Here is an 18,184-nt window from a genome sequence, read left to right as displayed (position 1 = left end):
GGCCCAAACATCTCTGCGCCCATGAACAAGCCACTGCCATGCTCACCGTAGACCCGCAACAGGCCTCTGTTTTTGCCGATCACCCGGCTTCGACCCTGGTCTTCAAACGACACCTCGCCCACTGCGAAGCGGCCCTGGCAGTGCTTATCGACCTCGTTAATCGTTAATCCCACCGTCGCGATTTGGGGGTCAGTGAACACAACCGCCAAGGGTGTGCGCCTGTGACCGGTAAGAACTTCCGGGTAAGAGGCAGCATTGTTACCCGCGATTCGACCCTCATCTGCGGCTTCATGCAACAGCGGCAACGCGTTGTTGGCATCCCCGGCAATAAAAATAGAGCTCTGCCCGCACCGCAGTGTGTAAGGGTCAAATAGGGGCATGCCTTTGTCATCCAGCTCGATATCCGCATTCTGGATATCAAGACCGTCAACATTGGGCCGTCGCCCCGTCGCCGCAAGCAGATAATCGAATGTTTCCGTCTTTTCGCCAGCGTTGCCGTCTGTGAAGGTGATTGCGACGCCGCTTTCCACTCGCTCAACCTGCTTTACATCGCCATCGGGGTCGAGTGGGAATTCTTCATTAAATCGCTGAAGCGCATACTCGCGGATACGGTCATCCTGAATCGGGCCTACGGAACCGCCTACGCCGAACATTCTTACCCGAACACCAAGTCTGCTGAGCGCCTGCCCAAGCTCAAGCCCGATCACGCCCGGCCCGAAAACCACCACCGACTCCGGCAAATCCTGCCACTCAAAAATATCGTCGTTTACCACCAGACGATCTTTCGCTTCTTTCAGAAAACCCGGAATGTTGGGGCGTGAACCGGTGGCGATAATAATCCGCTGTGCGTGAATTTCGATTTCATTGTCAACGATCAGGCGATTGGGCCCAGCGAAGCGGGCAGACCCTTTGATACGGTGTTCTTCAGGGAACGCCTCGACGGAACGGACAACCGATCCGACAAAACGGTCGCGCTCTGAGCGCACCCGCGCCATGACCTGTTTACCATCAATGGTAATATGCCCGGCCGAGACGCCGAACAGCTCGCCTTGTGCCATCTGATAGGCGTTTTCTGCGGCCGCAATCAGCAGTTTGCTTGGCATGCAGCCCACCCTGGCGCAGGTGGTGCCGTATTGGTCACCTTCAATCAACACCACTTTGTCTGTGGTCTTTGTTACTCTCTTATAGGCCACCATCCCTGCAGTTCCCGCACCGATAATGGCAACATCAACTTCTCGCTTTTCCATAAAACAGTCTCCAGACCGAAATTCCCAAAACGGGAGCGTGGGTGAAACGTTCAATTACGTATACGTCAGTGTAGAAGCCGGGATTGGTTTGCGTGGTGCGTGAAAAAAACCGCGATTGGTTTTATGCTGACATGGTTACACAGAGTCTGACAATTTCTGAACTCTTATTCATAAGCCTTTACCCGTAAACCCGATAGATCGAGATCCTTTTCTATGAGCAGTTACTGGCCAGAATTTTTCACTGTCGCTCTAGTGCACTTGCTGGCGGTTGCCAGCCCCGGACCGGATTTCGCCGTGATGCTTCGGCAGGCTCTGTGTCAGAGCCGAAAAAACGCGATAATCACATCCATCGGCATTGGTGGGGGCATTTTGGTGCACGTCAGTTACTCGTTGCTGGGCATTGGCTTGATCATCCAGCAGTCCGTCCTGCTGTTCTCGATACTCAAGATTGCCGGGGCTCTTTATCTTACGTGGATTGCCGTGCACTGTTTGCGAGCCCGGGCCGGTGGCATTCATGTACAAACCGAACCTGGCACTCTGCAGTCAGGGTTTGCCGCGCTGCGCCTGGGTTTCTTGACCAACGCCCTGAACCCGAAAGCGACGCTGTTTTTTGTTTCGTTGTTCTCGGTTGTCATCAGCCCGGGCACGCCCGTGGCGATTCAGGCCGGCTACGGTGTTTACATGGCCGTTGCGACGGGGGGCTGGTTCACCCTGGTTGCCATCTTTTTTACACTGCCCGCCGTTCGCAAAGGATTCAACCGCTTCGGTCACTGGCTGGACCGGCTGATGGGCGGTGTCCTGTTGCTTCTGGCGGGCCAGCTACTGCTCTCTACAGTGAGCGGAGCAGAGCCTCTGTCTGATTCCAGCACAAGCATGGATCAGTAATAGAACAGCCGTATCGCAAATCATCACCGTCGTCCTGCCGGCCAGGCTCGAGAAAACTTTCCAGCATCAGTCCGCGAATGCTGGCATTACCTGCGCGTTTCTGGCGCATCACCTCACGGGCGACGTCTATCTGTCGTTCGGCTTGCTTGCAGGCATTGTCGTGGCTGCAGTCCACCATGATGGCGGCACACACACCCGCACTGGAAAGGCTGTGGACGGCTTGCTCAACGCTCGCGGCATCGTAGTTGGTCATGCCCCGGCCGCCACGCAACACCAGATGGGTATCCGGGTTGCCCCCGGTGCTGACCATAACCAGTGTGCCGGCCGCGGATACGCCCAGATGATGATGCGGGTGCGCAGCGGAGCTCATGGCGTTAATCGCCACGCTGATTCCACCATCGGTGCCATTCTTGAACCCCGCGGGCATGGGTAAGCCGCTGACCATCTCACGATGAATCTGGGATTCGGTTGTGCGTGCACCAATGGCTGTCCAACTCACCAGATCCCCCAGATAATCCATAGCGAACGGGCTCAGGGCCTCGGTAGCCAGTGGCAGGCCCATCTCGGCCAGGTTCAACAGCAAACGGCGGGAGCGCAGCAAGCCTTCGTTAAGATCGCCGGTTCCTGTGCGTTCGGGGTCGTACAGCAATCCTTTCCAGCCGACGGTGGTTCTGGGTTTTTCCAGATATGCGCGCATGACAATCAAAAACCGGTCGCTGACGGCGTCAGCCAGAGTTTTGAGCTTTTTCCCGTACTCCAGCGCCGCGACCTCATCGTGTATAGAGCAGGGCCCGACCACAATCAGGGTGCGCTCGTCTGTGCCGTGCAGAACATTGCGAACCGATTGCCGGTGCCTGGCCACCTGCCCGGCAAGCTTCTCGTCTACCGGCAGCCGCGCTCTCAATTCCGCCGGCGTCGGCAAGGCTGTTTCCTGCCGACGCGCTGCTGGCGCTGATATCGGGTCTTGCTTGGCCGTTTCCAAAGGCATGTTCATATCTGTGTTTCCGTTTCCCTGCGTCAGAATCAAAAAAGCCCCGGTTGGTGGGCTACCAATCGGGGCTTTCTGAGTCCGATGGCAGCCTGGTTTTTCGCCGGGCTGCCATCCTCGTTGTTTGTTCGGTGAAGATGTTACGGGCGGCCCTGGCGCTGGCTAAAATAAAAGCCAAATCCAAACCGCCAAAAAAACACACTCGCGCTAGCCACCATCGGTTTTTGGCCGAAAGCTTGCAGAACATTCAATTGACAGATCGCTTGTGTCGTATTCATGCTAACCAATATACCCCCCGGGTTTTCAACTTGGCAACCCGTAAACCGGACTTTTTAGCAGACAAGTCAGCAGACCAGCCGAACTTTTCGGGAAAATGGGAACCAGACATGACACTGAATCTACGCAATTACGCCTTCTTGTTTTGCTTCATACTCGTGCTGGCACTGGTTTCCGGTGCCGGCCCTGCGAACGCTGAATCCCGAGCTTACCAGCTCAACAACCGGCCGGGGGACGACGTCGCCAACCAAGTGCGCGAGTTGTATAAAGGCGAGTCGTTATCGGTAACCGCCCGGGGTCAGCAACTGGTCGTTCGTGGCGATCAACAACTGCTGGACGAAATCGGCACCTTGGTTGAAACTCTGGACGTCGCCCCCGCACAGCTCCGGATAACCGTGCGCTCTCAGGAAGACATTGGCGGCAAACGTTCCGGCGGAGGCGTGACGACCACGCGGAACGAACTCGGCCTGAACGTGGAGCACCGCGTTACAAGCACCGCAAGCTCCCGGGAACGAAGCCTGATGGTGATGGATGGGCAATCTGCTCACATCACGTCTGGCCAGGTACGGGCATTGCCTTTGGCCGTGCGGGGAGGCAGAAATCCGGCGGCTATCTTTTCGCAAGTACAAACGCGCAGCGGGTTTATTGTCAGCCCTCAGGTTATTTCAGACCGTGCGGTGGAACTGAACATTGTATCTTTCGAGGCAGATCCCGCCGAGTTGGAAGGCTATGATATTCAGGCTCTGGTTACGACTCGCAGGGTAGAACCCGGGCAATGGGTTTCTTTGGGCAGCACGTTAACCGAATCCACCAGCAGCCAGTCTGGCATTGTCTATAACGTGAAAAGCAGCCGGTCAGACAACCGGAGTTTTGAGGTGAAAGTCGACGTTATTCACTGAGCCTCACACCCTGGTGCGCAACAATACACTTTTGGCTTCGTTGATTTTTGCCGCGAGATAATCACTGCCACCGCGGTCAGGGTGCAGTTTTTGCATCAACCGACGGTGGGCCATCACAACCTCCTCCTTCGGACAGGCCGCCGTTACGCCCAAAATTTCACAGGCTTCACGCTCTGACATAGCATTGCTTTGAGCCTGATCAGGCCCCTGTTGTTCCGTTCCTGCTTGCGCACCAGCTTCTCTATAACCGGTGCCGGAAAAGAAACGACTGAGGGCAGGCACAAACCGCACAAGGCCCGGTAATTTACGCAACAAGGGAATCAGCGCGGCCACGGCGGCCGTGAGCACATGCACTCGCCCGGTAAGCACCATGAATATCAGCAGCGCACCGCCCACAACGACAACGGCCTTCCAGGCAGCCGCTTTCTTTTTTTCATCTGACAGCCCACCCCATTGCTTCAGAACCACAAAAACGGCAGCCGCTAACGCGATTCCCAGTATCCATTGCATAGTTGATCCTTTCGCGACGTCTGGTCGTAATTCTGTCACCTGAGCGACCGATAATACTAGCAGCAAATATCCATAAATCGGTGACATTGCACTCTGAATTTTGTAGGATGCTATGTTTTATCGATGACGAACAGTTTCCGCATCCAAAACAGTCTATTGTTGTGCAACGACCCGGCGGGGAAACACGGCGAGCCCGGTTCCCTTTCGGTTCATCGCAAACCCCGGACCAGACAGAGATTCCCAGGACCTGAACTATGCGCACCGCTTCCCGCTTCCTGATCGCAATCATTTTCCTTGCCGTAGTGCTTGGCGGCATTTTCGGCTACAAGTTTTATCAATTTGGTCAGATGGAAGAACAGATGTCCAAGCCGCAGCCCGCCACGAAAATATCCGCGACTACGGCTAAAACCGAAAGCTGGACACCTTCTATCAAAGCTGTCGGCAGCATCAAGGCCATCAATGGCATAGAAGTGGCTAACGAGGTTCCGGGGATTATTGAGAGCATAAGTTTTGAATCCGGCGACACCGTCAAACAGGGCGACGTGCTTATCCGCCTGAATACTGCGATTGACGAGGCCTCCGTGCGCACGCGCCGCGCTGAGTCGCAACTTGCGGAACAAGAGTTCAAGCGCATATCCGACCTGCTGCCGAAGCGGGCCGTTTCCCAGTCCCAGTATGACGAATCCAAGGCTAACTTCGACGCAGCACGCGCTCGCGTGAACGAAGCCGACGCTCAACTGAGCAAGAAAATAATCCGCGCACCATTCGACGGAAATCTGGGTATTCGTATGGTAGATCAAGGGGAATATATTGCCACCGGCACGCCAATCGTTGAAATCAACATGCTCAACCCTATCTACGCAGACTACACCCTGTCTGAGAAGAACCTGCAGCAAGTTGCCCGGGGTTATTCTGTGGTTGTTACCGTTGCCGCTGTTCCCGAGCAGGAGTTCCTGGGCAAGGTCAGCGCTATCAACACGTCGGTAAACCCGGAAACGCGCACCGTGCGCGTCCGAGCGACTTTAGACAACCCGAAGAACCTGCTGCGGCCCGGTATGTTTGCAACCGTGCAGACCAAACAGCCAAAAGATAATGACGTTGTTACCGTCCCCCGTACCGCCATCTCCTACAACACCTACGGCGATTTCGTTTTTGCCGTTGAGAAAAACGACGAGGGTGATCTGGTTGTGAATCGGCGCACCATCACCGCTGGCCCGACTCGGGATAAGCGAATTGCGGTGCTTTCTGGCCTTAAGGCTGGCGAGAGAGTCGTTTCCAGAGGACTGCTGAGACTTCGTGCCGGCCAAAAGGTCACCGTTCAGGATGAGAACAAGGACGAAGAAAAGCAGCCGCAGGAGGCATCTGAGTAATGCGATTCACCGACATTTTCATCCATCGCCCCGTACTGGCGACGGTGGTCAGCCTACTTATTCTGTTGCTCGGTGCCCGGGCCGCCATGGAAATGGAAATCCGGCAATATCCAGAGCTTGAAAGCACCACCGTTACGGTCACAACGGCCTATCCCGGTGCCAGTTCCGACCTGATCAAGGGCTTTATCACCACGCCCCTGCAACAGGCTATTGCCGAAGCCAGTGGCATCGACTACCTGACCTCTACAAGCTCTCAGGGCTCGTCGACCATTGAAGCCAAGATGATACTGAACTATGACGCTAACGCAGCCTTGGCCGAAATTCAGGCGAAAGTAGCCAGCCAGCGCAATGTGCTCCCGGCGGAAGCTCAGGATCCCGTTATCTCCTCCACCACCGGCGACTCCACGGCGCTGATGTATATTGCCTTCTACAGCAGCCAAATGGCCGTCCCGCAAATTACTGACTACCTGACACGGGTGGTGCAACCCAGGCTTCAGGCTTTGTCCGGAGTTGGCAAAGCAGATTTGCTGGGTCGTAAATTTGCGTTGCGAGTTTGGCTGGACCCGGAGCGTTTGGCCGCCGTCGATATGACGCCCACAGAAGTGGTCGCCAAACTGCGCGCCAATAACTACCAAGCTGCTGTCGGTAATACCAAAGGTGCCTACACCGAAATCAGCATGACCAGCGATACCGATGTGGCGAACCCTGATGAGTTCCGCAACCTCGTGGTCAAGCAGGCGAACGGAACCCAGATCCGGCTCCAGGATATTGCCCGGGTAGAATTGGGGTCAGAAACTTACAGTGCGCTGGCGCTTTACAAAGGCCAGCCGGCGACCTATGTCGCGATTGAACTGGCACCCGGAGCTAATCCCCTCACAGTCGCGAGCTTGGTGAAAGGCGATCTTCCGGATATCAAAAGCCAACTGCCGGGCGATCTGGACGTTCGGCTTGCCTACGATGCCTCCAATTTTATTGAAGACTCCATCAATGAAGTTATCTTCACCCTGCTCGAAGCTATGGGTATTGTGCTCGTGGTGGTATTCCTTTGTCTGGGGTCGATCCGCGCGTCCATTGTGCCCTCTATTGCGGTTCCGTTGTCGCTGATTGGCGGCGCTTTTATCATGTTGATGTTCGGATTCTCCCTGAACCTGCTTACGTTGCTATCCATGGTGCTGGCAATCGGGCTGGTGGTGGACGATGCCATCATCATGGTGGAGAACGTACACCGGCACATTGAAGAAGGTGAATCGCGAATTGATGCCGCTTTGCACGGCGCACGGGAAATGGCAGTGCCCATTATTGCCATGACCACAACGCTGGTGGCGGTCTACGCGCCCATCGGTTTTATGGGTGGCCTGGTAGGCTCCCTGTTTACAGAATTTGCATTTACACTGGCGGGCACGGTCGTGATCTCGGGGATCGTTGCACTTACGCTCTCTCCAATGCTGTCCGCCAAAGTTCTCAAGCCCCACGGCAGTCCCGGCAAGTTTGAGAGTCTGGTAGAGCGCACATTCACTGGCATTTCTTCAGGCTATAAAGTTGCGCTCGGTTCGCTGATGCAAACCAAGTCTGTGGTGGTATTTTTTGCGCTCGTGATACTGGGCTCCATCTATTTCATGGCGATGATGAGCCAGAATGAATTGGCACCCACAGAAGATCAGGGCATTTTGTTTTATCAGGGTCTCGGGCCCCAGACGTCAACGCTGGATTATCTTCTGGAGAATGGAGAGGAAGTCCAGGAGCGTTTAGCCTCTGTCCCCGGCTACGCCGAAGATTTCATGATTGTCGGTATCACAGCTCCCAACGCCGTGTTCGGCGGTTTCAAAATGGCACCCTGGAGTGAGCGGGAAATAAGCCAATTTGAGGCTCAACCTCAGTTGGATGCGGCGCTCAAGAACGTAACCGGGTTGCAAACGGCGGTGTTCCCCCGGCCCTCCCTTCCCGGCTCAGGAGGTGGTCTGCCGTTCCAGTTTGTGATCACTACGGGTAGCAGCTACGAACAGCTCGATCAGGTGGCCGATGAATTGCTGGGCAAGGCCATGGGCAGCGGCAACTTCATGTTCTTGCAAAAATCGATAAACTTTGACCGCCCGATTACACGCATCAACGTAGATCGTGACCGGGTTGCCGACCTAGGGCTCTCGATGCAGGATGTGGGACAGTCGCTTTCCAGCATGCTCGGCGGTGGATATATCAACCGCTTCAGCATGGAAGGCCGTTCCTATCAGGTCATTCCGCAGGTGGATCAGAAGTTCCGGTTGAATGAACAGGCCTTGAACGATTATTACATCCGCACAGGCAAGGGCACCCTGGTTCCGCTCGGCAGTGTCGTGAGCTTCAGTCATGACGTGGAGCCCTCAAGCCGTACGCAGTTCAACCAGCAAAACTCCCTCACTCTGCAAGGCGTGGTTATGCCAGGGGTTGCGGCGGGCACGGCCATGGACTTTATAGAAAAAACGGCAGGTGAGGTATTCCCGCAGGGCTTCACCTTCGATTACACCGGTCAGAGTCGGCAGCTTGCAAACCAGGGAAGCGCCTTGGTCGTGACCTTCTTCCTGTCTTTGCTGGTTATCTATCTGGTGCTTGCGGCGCAGTTCGAAAGCTGGCGCGACCCGATTATCATTCTGGTGTCGGTTCCCATGTCGGTGGCCGGCGCAATGGCGTTCATCGTGCTCGGTTTCGCGACCATGAACATTTATACGCAGGTAGGTCTGATCACATTGATCGGCGTTGTGTCCAAAAACGGCATACTGATCGTAGAGTTTGCAAACCAGCTACAGAAGGACAAAGGCTTGAACAAAGTGGAGGCCGTTATTGAAGCAGCCGCCATCCGCCTTCGGCCGATCATAATGACGTCTCTGGCGCTGATCTTTGCCATGGTGCCACTGCTGCTAGCAGCTGGCCCGGGTGCAGAAAGCCGCTTCGCTATTGGCCTGACTATCAGTGCGGGTCTGGGCATTGGTACCTTGTTTACGGTTTTCGTACTGCCCGCGTTTTATATCCTGCTGGCCCGCGATCACAATCAGGGTAAAAACGAAGCGGACGAAGATTCTAAATCGTTACCGGCTAAAGCCTAGCGTATCAACGGCAAGTCCAAAAACCCGGCGCTCCTTGCGGTGAGCCGGGTTTTTGGTAGTCTTGCGTTCTCACCCGCCCCTTATCTCGGAAGATTGCCGTTATCGTGTTGTTATCATGACGCTGGGAACGCTGTTCTGGTTGTTTGTCGCAGTTTTTTTCATCTGGTATTGGTGGCGCGCCAAGGCTATCAAGGATTCCGTCCTGCGCGCCGCCCAGAACTACTGCAAAACCATGGACGTTATGCTGCTTGACGACGCCATTTATCTGCGGGGCATCTGGTTCAGGCGGGATGATCAGGGCCAGATTCGTGTATGGCGCCGCTTTATGTTTGATTTCACATCAACCGGCGAAGAACGATACAGCGGCCGAGTCATCATGCTCGGGCCCCGAATACTGCATATGGAACTTGATCCCCACCGATTCAATTGAAATCCGGCGCAAGCGCCCACAGCACCTCGGCAATCACCTATCCGCAAAGCCCACACAACCATGTTTGGGTTTCCTATACTGTTCCCGCCACTCTCTACCAATAGACCGGGACAATGGACATCCATAACGATCAACGCTTTGCAATCAACCTGAACGTTCGCGGCATTCAGCCTTCGGCCACTCTGCGCATCAACGAGTTGAGCAATCGGCTCAAATCCGAAGGCAAAGACATCATCAAGCTCGGGCTTGGGCAATCCCCCTTCCCGGTTCCTGAGCGCGTTGTGGGTGCGCTCAAAGAGCACGCCCACGAGAAAGACTACCTGCCAGTAAAGGGCCTCAAAAGCCTGCGTGAATCCATTGCAGCTTATATAAACCGCAGTGAACGCATGCGCTGCACCTGGGAAGACGTGCTCATTGGCCCTGGCTCCAAGGAGCTGCTGTTCATCCTTCAGCTCGCCTATTATGGCGATCTGCTTATTCCACGCCCAAGTTGGGTGTCCTACGCGCCCCAGGCCCGCATTATTGGCCGTTCCGTACACTGGTTGCCAACCCACGCCGATAACAACTGGCAGCTCACCGCTGAAGAGCTGGACATCGTGTGCCGGGACGACGAGTCGCGCCCACGCATCCTGATTCTCAACTACCCGTCCAACCCCACCGGTTGCACCTACACCGACGACCAGTTGCTGGCCATTGCCAATGTGGCCCGCAAATACAAGCTCATCCTGCTTTCCGACGAGATCTACGGAGAAGTGCACTTCGAGGGGCGCCACAAGTCCATCGCACGCTACTATCCGGAAGGCACCATCATCAGCACCGGCCTGAGCAAATGGGCGGGCGCCGGCGGCTGGCGACTGGGTACCTTTATTTTCCCGAAAGAGCTGCGACCCCTTCAGGACGCCATGGCCATCATCGCCAGCGAAACCTACACCGCCACCAGCGCTCCCATACAGCATGCGGGCATTACGGCGTTTAACGGTGGCGACGACATCGACGAATACCTCAAACAGTCCCGCCGAGTGCTTAAAGTGATTGGCGAGTACATGCATCGACGCCTGAGTGACATGGGCGCAGTTGTGCAGAAACCGGAAGGCGCGTTTTATCTGTTCCCGGATTTCTCAAGCTTCCGCGACCGGCTCACCAAAAAAGACATCAAAACCAGCCAGGCTTTTTGTCAGTCATTGCTGGAGGACACCGGCGTTGCCATTTTGCCTGCCAGCGACTTTGGCTTTGCTCCCGACCACTTGGGCGCGCGCCTGGCGTTTGTCGACTTCGACGGTGCTGAGTCCCTGAAACTGGCCGGCGGTGATTTTGCCGACCAGGATCTCGGTGATGGCTTTGTCGCGCAAGCAGGCCCTCGCCTGGTCAAGGCCATGGACAAGATGGAGGCCTGGCTGAACAGCCTCTGATCCTGCCCCATGATAGACTGGCGCCCTCATTCTTTAGAGACGTAACGGGGGCGCCATGTCTGATCCTGTTTCCCTTAGGGGCATTACCGATTTCGCAGAAGATCTGGCCCGGGAGGCCGGGAAGCTGATTCGCCGGGAGCGTGATCACAACACCCTGCGCACTGACTATAAACAGCAGACCGAGCTGGTCACCCACGCCGATATCATGGCCGATGAGTTCATCACCGGCGCCATCCGCAAGCGCTTTCCCGATCACCGCATCCTGTCCGAAGAAACCATGCCGGATCTCAGTCAAGCCGAGAACCTGGACACACCTCTGTGGATCATCGATCCCATCGATGGCACGGTAAATTACGCCTACGGTCACCCGCAGGTTGCGGTGTCCATTGCCTACGCTGAAAACGGCCACGTGCGAGCTGGCGTAGTGCACGCGCCCTTCCCGGGCGAAACATTCCGCGCCACCCGAGGCGAAGGCGCCATCCTCAACGGCAACCCCATCCGCCACAGCGGTGCTACCGTGCCCAGAGACTCGCTATTTGCAACCGGCTTCCCCTACACCAAAGACAACCTGACCCCGCTGATAAGCCGTCTGGACGCCATGATTCACCAATGCCGCGATTTGCGTCGCATCGGCTCTGCGGCTCTGGATATCTGCTGGGTGGCCTGTGGCCGGCTGGACATCTACTACGAAAACGTCAGCCCCTGGGATTTCGCCGCCGCCCGCCTGATCGCCCTGGAAGCCGGCGCCACTGCCGGCCACTTCGGTGAGGTTCCCGAGGGTTATCCCGCCGACCTCTGGGGGCGCGACATTCTGATTTCGGCACCTGCGATCTGGGAGCCTGTTCGAAAGATTCTTCGTGATGCTTCGGGGTATGAGTGAAGCGTGGGCGTTTCGATTATTGGGAGCCCCAAACACCCTCAGCAACCAGCCCCCAACTTTCGTCAAAGTCTGTGGAGGGCAACCGAGAAAACGAAGAGCGGATAAACCGCTGAATTCGGCCTTCCGTGAACACCAGAACAAAATCCGCGCCCCGGGTAGCGCTGGTGCGGGGCCGCAAGCCCTGGCGGATTTCGCCTTCCTTGAGAATTTGCCGAACCTGAGTTTCAAGACGCTCGAAGAACTGGGACGCGCGCTTGCGCAAGGCCTCGTTTTCCCCCACCAGCGCATCACCCGTAAGAACACAACACAAACCCGGATTACGCTCGGCAAACACCAGCACCAGATGCACCATCTGCTGCAACCGCACGCACACATCCTCCTGTTCCTGAAGAATAACCTGGCAGCGGGAGAACACAGCCTCTTCCGCAAACTCCAGGAGCGCTTCGAACATCTTCCGCTTGCTGGGGAAATGGCGGTACAGCGCTGCCTCCGTCACGCCAACGGATCTGGCAAGAACAGAAGTCGTAATTCTGGCTCCGGGATCGTTTTCCAGGAGTCCCAGAAGTGCGTGGAGAATCGCGTCCCGGCGACTGGGTTTCTGATCGGTCATGGCAATACTGCAGCGCTCTTAATCAGAATCAGAAGAAAGTGCCATCAAGGGGCGACGACGCACTCGCGTAGAGCTTTTTAGGCATCCGCCCGGCAAGATAGGCTTCTCGCCCGGCTTCGATGGCCAGACGCATGGCGTTGGCCATTTTAATCGGATTTTTTGCCTGAGCGATGGCGGTGTTCATCAGCACGCCATCACAGCCCATCTCCATCGCGATGGCGGCATCGGATGCCGTGCCAACGCCAGCGTCTACCAACACAGGCACCTTGGCATTTTCCACGATCAGCCGAATGTTGTAACGGTTCTGAATGCCCAGGCCTGATCCAATAGGCGCGCCCAGAGGCATGATCGCAATGCACCCCATCTCCTCAAGCCGCATGGCGAGCAAGGGGTCGTCGGAGCAGTAGACCATCACCTTGAAGCCGTCTTTGATCAGCTCTTCGGCGGCCACCAGGGTTTCGGGCATGTTCGGGTACAGGGTCTTGTGTTCACCCAGCACTTCGAGTTTGACCAGGTCGCGACCGTCAAGCAGTTCCCGGGCCAGTTTGCAGGTGCGTACAGCGTCTTTGGCCGTATAACAGCCGGCCGTGTTGGGCAAGATGGTGTACTTATCCGGGGAGATCACATCCAGAAGGTTGGGCTCATCCGGGTTTTGTCCAAGGTTGGTGCGGCGAACCGCGACGGTCACAATTTCAGCACCGCTTTTTTCAATGGCTTGGCCGGTTTCCATCAGGTCGCGATATTTGCCGGTGCCAACCAACAGGCGCGACTGATAAATACGGCCTGCAATTTCGAGTGGCTTGTCTTCGGGCAATTGGATTTCTGGCATCTCGGTCATAGCGTTTCCGGGTTGGTGAAACATAATAATGAGCGTTTAAAACGTGACGATACAGCCTGGCTTTTGCCGAGCAACAGCAGCCTTCAGCCGCCTCCGATCGCGTGGACAACTTCAACGCGATCGCCATCATTCAAAGCAAATTCAAAGTGCTGACTGCGGGGCACTATGTCTTGATTCACTTCCACCGCCAGCCGCTTGCCTGAAAGGTCCATTTTCTCAACCAATGCGGCAACCGTGGCCCCCGCAGGAAGCTCCATGGCTTCACCGTTTATCTGAACCTGCATCTCGTTTTTAACCTCTTAATTCGTTTGTCGGCGCACGCCAGCGGTTAACAATAACGCCCAGCCGATCATGAAACACAGGCCGCCCAGGGGTGTGATCGGGCCAACCCAGCGCATGTCGGTCAGCACCAAGGTGTACAGGCTGCCACTGAACAGCACAATGCCCGCAAGAAAGAACCTGGCCGCCAATGTCAGCAAGCGCCGTGAAAGATCAAGGCCGGACAACAGGGCAACGAGCACCAGCGCGATGGCGTGAGACATCTGATACGCAACCGCCGTCTGGAAAACGTCGAGGCTGCGATCACTCACCAGATTGCGCAGCGCGTGCGCCCCGAAGGCGCCGGCCATCACCGCTGTGAGCGCAAGGAATGCACCGGTAACAATGGGCCAGCGCATATGGCCAGAAGCCTTCGGTTCTACGGCGTTAACAGTCACAGTGGATCTTTTCTCCGGTGTCGAGGTTCATCATGGTCAACGAACCACCCCAAACGCAGCCGGTATCCAATCCGATAAACTGATCGATGCCGGTTTTACCTTCAAGTGCCGCCCAGTGGCCGAATATGACGCGTAAATCATCCGCACGGGAGAATTCAAACCAGGGAGCAAAGCCTTCGGGTGCGCTGCCCACAGAATCCTTCGTGGTCAGTTCGAGCCTGCCATCCGGGGCAATAAAACGCATACGCGTGAGGTAATTGGTAATTACTCGCCAGCGATCCATGCCGGTAAGGTTTTCATTCCAGCACTCGGGTTTGTTGCCGTACATCATCGCGAAATAGTCCGGGGCATCAGCGCCCCGAATCACATCTTCCACTTCCCGGGCGCCGTCCAGCGTCTGCTGAACGCTCCAGATGTGGGGCACACCGGCATGGGCCATTAAGAAGTTGCGATCAGGGTCGTGAACGCACAGATGCTGCTGACGCAGCCAGCCCACAAGCTTGTCCCGGTCTGGCGCGTTCAGTATCGCTTCGAGCGTATCCTTGCGCTTCAGAGCGTGACCACCGAGCACGACGGCCAGCAGGTGCAGATCGTGATTACCCAGAACCACAACCGCCGAATCACCCAGGCTCTCGATGTAGCGCAAGGTCTTCAGCGATGAGGGCCCCCGATTAATCAGGTCACCTGCCACCCACAGGCGATCTCGTGAGGGTGCGAAGTCCACCTTCGCCAACACCTCTTTTAGAGCATCGTAACAGCCTTGAATATCGCCTATGGCGTAGTCAGTCATGGCTACCCTCTACGCGTGTTTCACTGGCCTTCTTATTCACTAACAGGTCCGCGATGCTCACGTAGTCGGCCAGGCTGAGATTTTCTGGTCGCAGGCCGTCGTTAATTCCCAAACCCTGCAATTGCTCTACGGTTATCAGGCTAGCCAAGGCTTTGCGCAGGGTTTTTCGGCGAGCGTTAAATGCGGCTCTTACCACCGCTTGCAGCGTGCCGAGATCTTTCGCCGGGTGCGGGAGCGTCTCGTAGGGAACCAGGCGCACAATCGCAGAATCCACTTTCGGTGAAGGTCGGAAAGCGCCGGGGCCCACCTCAAACAGCGGCTGAACCTTGCAGAAATACTGGGTCATTATACCCAGCCGTCCATAATTGTTGTCGCCGGACACCGCTGCCATTCGCTGCACCACTTCTTTTTGCAGCATGAAATGCATGTCTTGCACCACGCCTGTCTGAGCCAGCAAGTGAAAAATCAGCGGCGTGGATATGTTGTAAGGCAGGTTGCCGATGATGCGCAGCGGTTTTCCGTCGGTAAGCTGGCTGAAATCGAACTTCAGCGCATCCGCCTGGTGCACACGGAATTCCGGGTAGTTAAAAAACTTGGTGCGCAGAATGGGGATAAGGTCACGATCCAGCTCCACCACCTGCAGCTTCGGATTGACGGCCAGAATCTCTTCTGTGATGGCGCCAAGGCCGGGACCGATTTCGACAATGGCATCGTCCGGCTTCGGGTGAATAGCGCGGACAATACGCTCTATAACGCCCGGATCATGAAGGAAGTTCTGGCCAAACCGTTTCCTGGCCTGATGGCCGGCTTTTTTACTCACTCAGGTTTCTCTTTATGGGAGGCTTTGCCATTAAAGGCTTTGAGGGACAATGCCATCTGCTCGCCCACGCGAATAGCAGTGTGCAGGCTGCCGGCATCTGCCTTGCCTGTGCCGGCAAGATCCAGAGCTGTGCCATGATCCACAGATGTGCGCACAATGGGCAAACCCAGGGTGATGTTTACCGCTCGACCAAAGCCTTGGAACTTGAGAACCGGCAGCCCCTGATCGTGATACATGGCCAGCACGGCATCGGCATCGTCGAGCCAGTGCGGGGTAAACAATGTATCTGCCGGCAGTGGACCTGTCAGTTGCATGCCGGTCGCTCGAAGCTTCTCAAGCGTCGGTTCAATCACTTCAATTTCTTCCCGGCCAAGGTGGCCGCCTTCCCCGGCATGGGGGTTCAGGCCAGCCACAAGAATCCTTGGCTGCGCAATTCCGAAAAATTTCTTCAAGTCGGCATTCAGAATGTTGGCAACCTGGGTCAGCCGCTCCGGCGTGATCGCTGCGGGTACGTCCTTGAGCGGCAAATGCGTTGTGACCAATGCCACTCGCAACTCTTCTGTGGCCAGCAGCATAACCACCCGTTCCACATCGCAGAGTTCCTGCAGGAATTCTGTGTGGCCGCTGAACTTAATACCCGCATCATTGATAATGCCTTTATGAACGGGCGCCGTTACCATGCCGTCAAAGTCGCCCTCAAGACAGCCCTTGGCTGCAACTGTCAGAGTGTCCAGAACATACCGACTGTTGGCCGCATCCAGTTTGCCGGCCGTGACCGACGCGCACCCATCCACGTGCAAAACCGAAAGCCCGCCGGCACCCATGTGCGGCGCCATACCCGGCTGCCAGGGGTGCAGGGTGACGTCGAGGCCGAGCAACCCGGCTCTTTCCTGCAGCAACTGCCGGCTTGCAATCACCACCACACCGGTATCACGCTGCTTGCCGGCCAGCTGCAGGCAAAGCTCAGGGCCTATGCCCGCAGGTTCACCGGCCGTCAGGGCCAAAACAATGCCATCACGCATTATTTTTCGGCGTCCTGCGCGTCGTTGGCGTCGTCCTCTGCGGCATTTTTTGCATATTCACCTTTAAGCTCAACAAACGCTTCATCACGGATTTCCCGAAGCCAGTTCTGCAACTCTGTTTCGAACTTGCGACGGTATATTGCCTGACGCGCCTCAGCTTCTTTGACGTCAGTACTGATGTCTTTCTGTCGGCGCTCTTCAACCTGGAGAATGTGCCAGCCAAACTGGGAACGGAACGGGCCTTTGACCTCACCCACATTCGCCTCCTGCATGGCCTGCTCAAACTTTGGCACCATCTGGCCCGGACTCACCCAGCCCAGATTGCCGCCGTCGGAACCCGACACGGGATCATCCGAATACTCCCGTGCCAGCTCGGCAAAATCAGCACCGTTCTGAATCTGCTGAGCGAGATCCCGAATGGTGGCTTCCGCCTCCGCATCGGTGACCGCTTCGGAAGGCCGTATCAGAATGTGCCGCACCCGATTCTGCTGGATAACCTGCTTCTGCGTGCCACCGCGCTTGTCCATCACCATGACCAGGTGGAAACCGCTGTTATTGGCCAGCACCTTCGAAGGCTCGCCAACAACGAGTTCAGGCACAACGGGTGCAACAAGCGAGGGCAACTGCCGCTCGCTGCGCCAACCCATATCGCCGCCCTCAAGCGCGTTGCTGGCGTCAGACTCCGCCACCGCCACTTCGCGAAAATCGCGGCCGCTTGCAATGGCAGCTCGAAGCGCTTCCGCTTTGGCACGGGCGGCATCGACCGACGCATCATCGGCGGGGTTATCCACCTCGACAAAAATATAGGCAAGCCGATACTCTGCATCGTTGCCACCATTAGATTCCAGCGCCTGCAGGTAATTCTCAACCTCTCGGTCGGTCACACGGACGCGATTACCCACCTGGCGTTGCTGCACCCGGCTGGTGATCATTTCCTGGCGAATCTGCTCCCTCGCCTGGCGGTAGCTTAAGCCCTCCGATGCCAACTGATTTTCGAACTCAGACAGGCTCATGTTATTACGGTCGGCAATATTTGCCAGAGTCTCGTTCAGCTCGTTGTCGCTGATGCGCATACCCATTTTATCAGCCATCTGCAGTTGGACAGATTCGGTGATCAGTTGTTCCAGAACCCGCTCTTCCAGAAGCCGACGCGGAGGCAAGCCCGTACCCTGGGCACTGAGCCGACTGGTAATGGTGTTAATTCTCGCATCCAGCCCGGTCTGGAGGATCACATCGTCATCAACAATGGCAACAACCTGATCAAGCATCTTGCGCTCAGCCTGGACCGAAAAAGAAAGCAACACTGCCATTAGCATTAGCAGCGTTTGTAAACCTTGGCGAATCGTCGCCTTCATAATCACCTCGTAATGAAGATATTAGCCTGCGGATAGGGTACCGGAATGGCACAGTTACCGTC

18 protein-coding genes are annotated in these 18,184 nt (G+C 56.2%); 7 read left to right on the top strand and 11 right to left on the bottom strand.

Annotation, left to right across the window (positions count from 1 at the left end):
- The coding region (locus tag ENI00_RS11780; protein WP_304102415.1) for a dihydrolipoyl dehydrogenase at positions 1–1,247 on the bottom strand (1,247 nt) is incomplete at its 3' end.
- A gap of 213 nt (positions 1,248–1,460) precedes the next feature.
- Here ENI00_RS11780 and ENI00_RS11775 point away from each other — a divergent pair.
- Positions 1,461–2,132, top strand: a complete 672-nt coding sequence (locus tag ENI00_RS11775; RefSeq protein ID WP_304102413.1) for a LysE family translocator — start codon at positions 1,461–1,463, stop codon at positions 2,130–2,132.
- On the opposite strand, the gene ENI00_RS11770 is transcribed toward ENI00_RS11775, so the two are convergent.
- Positions 2,077–3,126, bottom strand: coding sequence for a 3-deoxy-7-phosphoheptulonate synthase (locus ENI00_RS11770; protein ID WP_304102411.1), 1,050 nt, complete (start codon positions 3,124–3,126; stop codon positions 2,077–2,079). The two genes, ENI00_RS11775 and ENI00_RS11770, sit on opposite strands and share 56 nt — an antisense overlap.
- A 380-nt stretch (positions 3,127–3,506) precedes the next feature.
- Here ENI00_RS11770 and ENI00_RS11765 point away from each other — a divergent pair, with 380 nt between their 5' ends.
- Positions 3,507–4,295 carry a secretin N-terminal domain-containing protein gene (locus ENI00_RS11765; RefSeq protein ID WP_304102409.1) on the top strand — a complete coding sequence of 263 codons (789 nt, stop codon included), beginning with the start codon at positions 3,507–3,509 and terminating at the stop codon, positions 4,293–4,295.
- A gap of 3 nt (positions 4,296–4,298) precedes the next feature.
- Here the strand turns inward: ENI00_RS11765 and ENI00_RS11760 are convergent, their stop codons facing one another.
- Positions 4,299–4,805, bottom strand: a complete 507-nt coding sequence (locus ENI00_RS11760; protein ID WP_304102407.1) for a molecular chaperone DnaJ — start codon at positions 4,803–4,805, stop codon at positions 4,299–4,301.
- Positions 4,806–5,059: 254 nt separating this feature from the next.
- Here ENI00_RS11760 and ENI00_RS11755 point away from each other — a divergent pair, with 254 nt between their 5' ends.
- The 5 genes from ENI00_RS11755 (at position 5,060) to ENI00_RS11735 (ending at position 11,971) form a co-directional block, all read left to right on the top strand.
- Positions 5,060–6,175, top strand: a complete 1,116-nt coding sequence (locus tag ENI00_RS11755) for an efflux RND transporter periplasmic adaptor subunit (protein WP_304102405.1) — start codon at positions 5,060–5,062, stop codon at positions 6,173–6,175.
- Complete coding sequence (locus ENI00_RS11750) at positions 6,175–9,252, top strand: efflux RND transporter permease subunit (protein WP_304102404.1); 3,078 nt, start codon at positions 6,175–6,177, stop codon at positions 9,250–9,252. Before ENI00_RS11755 ends, ENI00_RS11750 begins: the two co-directional genes overlap by 1 nt.
- 115 nt (positions 9,253–9,367) lie before the next feature.
- On the top strand, positions 9,368–9,682 hold the full coding sequence (locus ENI00_RS11745; RefSeq protein WP_304102402.1) for a DUF3301 domain-containing protein: 315 nt from the start codon (positions 9,368–9,370) through the stop codon (positions 9,680–9,682).
- Positions 9,683–9,795: 113 nt separating this feature from the next.
- On the top strand, positions 9,796–11,091 hold the full coding sequence (locus ENI00_RS11740; protein ID WP_304102401.1) for a pyridoxal phosphate-dependent aminotransferase: 1,296 nt from the start codon (positions 9,796–9,798) through the stop codon (positions 11,089–11,091).
- A gap of 55 nt (positions 11,092–11,146) precedes the next feature.
- Positions 11,147–11,971 carry an inositol monophosphatase family protein gene (locus tag ENI00_RS11735; protein ID WP_304102399.1) on the top strand — a complete coding sequence of 275 codons (825 nt, stop codon included), beginning with the start codon at positions 11,147–11,149 and terminating at the stop codon, positions 11,969–11,971.
- Positions 11,972–11,987: 16 nt separating this feature from the next.
- On the opposite strand, the gene slmA is transcribed toward ENI00_RS11735, so the two are convergent.
- The 8 genes from slmA to ENI00_RS11695 form a co-directional block, all read right to left on the bottom strand.
- Positions 11,988–12,581, bottom strand: coding sequence for a nucleoid occlusion factor SlmA (gene slmA, locus ENI00_RS11730; RefSeq protein WP_304102398.1), 594 nt, complete (start codon positions 12,579–12,581; stop codon positions 11,988–11,990).
- A 28-nt stretch (positions 12,582–12,609) separates the two neighbouring features.
- Complete coding sequence (locus ENI00_RS11725) at positions 12,610–13,419, bottom strand: thiazole synthase (protein ID WP_304102397.1); 810 nt, start codon at positions 13,417–13,419, stop codon at positions 12,610–12,612.
- 83 nt (positions 13,420–13,502) lie between these two features.
- The gene (gene thiS / locus ENI00_RS11720; RefSeq protein ID WP_304102396.1) at positions 13,503–13,703 is read right to left on the bottom strand and encodes a sulfur carrier protein ThiS; all 201 of its coding nucleotides are present in this window, start codon (positions 13,701–13,703) and stop codon (positions 13,503–13,505) included.
- 15 nt (positions 13,704–13,718) lie between these two features.
- Positions 13,719–14,096 (bottom strand): DUF423 domain-containing protein, encoded by a 378-nt coding sequence (locus tag ENI00_RS11715; protein ID WP_304102419.1) that lies wholly within the window; start codon positions 14,094–14,096, stop codon positions 13,719–13,721.
- Between the two features lie 28 nt (positions 14,097–14,124).
- Positions 14,125–14,925: a symmetrical bis(5'-nucleosyl)-tetraphosphatase gene (locus ENI00_RS11710; RefSeq protein WP_304102395.1), complete on the bottom strand. Its 801-nt coding sequence runs from the start codon at positions 14,923–14,925 to the stop codon at positions 14,125–14,127.
- Positions 14,918–15,745 carry a 16S rRNA (adenine(1518)-N(6)/adenine(1519)-N(6))-dimethyltransferase RsmA gene (rsmA, locus tag ENI00_RS11705; RefSeq protein ID WP_304102394.1) on the bottom strand — a complete coding sequence of 276 codons (828 nt, stop codon included), beginning with the start codon at positions 15,743–15,745 and terminating at the stop codon, positions 14,918–14,920. Before rsmA ends, ENI00_RS11710 begins: the two co-directional genes overlap by 8 nt.
- Positions 15,742–16,767, bottom strand: coding sequence for a 4-hydroxythreonine-4-phosphate dehydrogenase PdxA (pdxA, locus tag ENI00_RS11700; protein ID WP_304102393.1), 1,026 nt, complete (start codon positions 16,765–16,767; stop codon positions 15,742–15,744). Before pdxA ends, rsmA begins: the two co-directional genes overlap by 4 nt.
- Positions 16,767–18,122 carry a peptidylprolyl isomerase gene (locus ENI00_RS11695; RefSeq protein ID WP_304102392.1) on the bottom strand — a complete coding sequence of 452 codons (1,356 nt, stop codon included), beginning with the start codon at positions 18,120–18,122 and terminating at the stop codon, positions 16,767–16,769. The genes pdxA and ENI00_RS11695 overlap by 1 nt, the downstream gene beginning before the upstream one ends.
- Positions 18,123–18,184 lie beyond the last annotated feature (62 nt).

Source organism: Marinobacter antarcticus, from assembly GCF_011049865.1.
GTDB lineage: Bacteria > Pseudomonadota > Gammaproteobacteria > Pseudomonadales > Oleiphilaceae > Marinobacter > Marinobacter antarcticus_A.
This window is presented reverse-complemented; position numbering and strand designations above follow the sequence as displayed.

Excerpts from the sequence above, each read along its gene's own strand:
- ENI00_RS11775 (WP_304102413.1), top strand. The coding sequence starts at position 1,461 with ATGAGCAGTTACTGGCCAGAATTTTTCACTGTCGCTCTAGTGCACTTG.
- ENI00_RS11770 (WP_304102411.1), bottom strand. The coding sequence starts at position 3,126 with ATGAACATGCCTTTGGAAACGGCCAAGCAAGACCCGATATCAGCGCCA.
- ENI00_RS11765 (WP_304102409.1), top strand. The coding sequence starts at position 3,507 with ATGACACTGAATCTACGCAATTACGCCTTCTTGTTTTGCTTCATACTC.
- ENI00_RS11760 (WP_304102407.1), bottom strand. The coding sequence starts at position 4,805 with ATGCAATGGATACTGGGAATCGCGTTAGCGGCTGCCGTTTTTGTGGTT.
- ENI00_RS11755 (WP_304102405.1), top strand. The coding sequence starts at position 5,060 with ATGCGCACCGCTTCCCGCTTCCTGATCGCAATCATTTTCCTTGCCGTA.
- ENI00_RS11750 (WP_304102404.1), top strand. The coding sequence starts at position 6,175 with ATGCGATTCACCGACATTTTCATCCATCGCCCCGTACTGGCGACGGTG.
- ENI00_RS11745 (WP_304102402.1), top strand. The coding sequence starts at position 9,368 with ATGACGCTGGGAACGCTGTTCTGGTTGTTTGTCGCAGTTTTTTTCATC.
- ENI00_RS11740 (WP_304102401.1), top strand. The coding sequence starts at position 9,796 with ATGGACATCCATAACGATCAACGCTTTGCAATCAACCTGAACGTTCGC.
- ENI00_RS11735 (WP_304102399.1), top strand. The coding sequence starts at position 11,147 with ATGTCTGATCCTGTTTCCCTTAGGGGCATTACCGATTTCGCAGAAGAT.
- slmA (WP_304102398.1), bottom strand. The coding sequence starts at position 12,581 with ATGACCGATCAGAAACCCAGTCGCCGGGACGCGATTCTCCACGCACTT.
- ENI00_RS11725 (WP_304102397.1), bottom strand. The coding sequence starts at position 13,419 with ATGACCGAGATGCCAGAAATCCAATTGCCCGAAGACAAGCCACTCGAA.
- thiS (WP_304102396.1), bottom strand. The coding sequence starts at position 13,703 with ATGCAGGTTCAGATAAACGGTGAAGCCATGGAGCTTCCTGCGGGGGCC.
- ENI00_RS11715 (WP_304102419.1), bottom strand. The coding sequence starts at position 14,096 with ATGCGCTGGCCCATTGTTACCGGTGCATTCCTTGCGCTCACAGCGGTG.
- ENI00_RS11710 (WP_304102395.1), bottom strand. The coding sequence starts at position 14,925 with ATGACTGACTACGCCATAGGCGATATTCAAGGCTGTTACGATGCTCTA.
- pdxA (WP_304102393.1), bottom strand. The coding sequence starts at position 16,767 with ATGCGTGATGGCATTGTTTTGGCCCTGACGGCCGGTGAACCTGCGGGC.
- ENI00_RS11695 (WP_304102392.1), bottom strand. The coding sequence starts at position 18,122 with ATGAAGGCGACGATTCGCCAAGGTTTACAAACGCTGCTAATGCTAATG.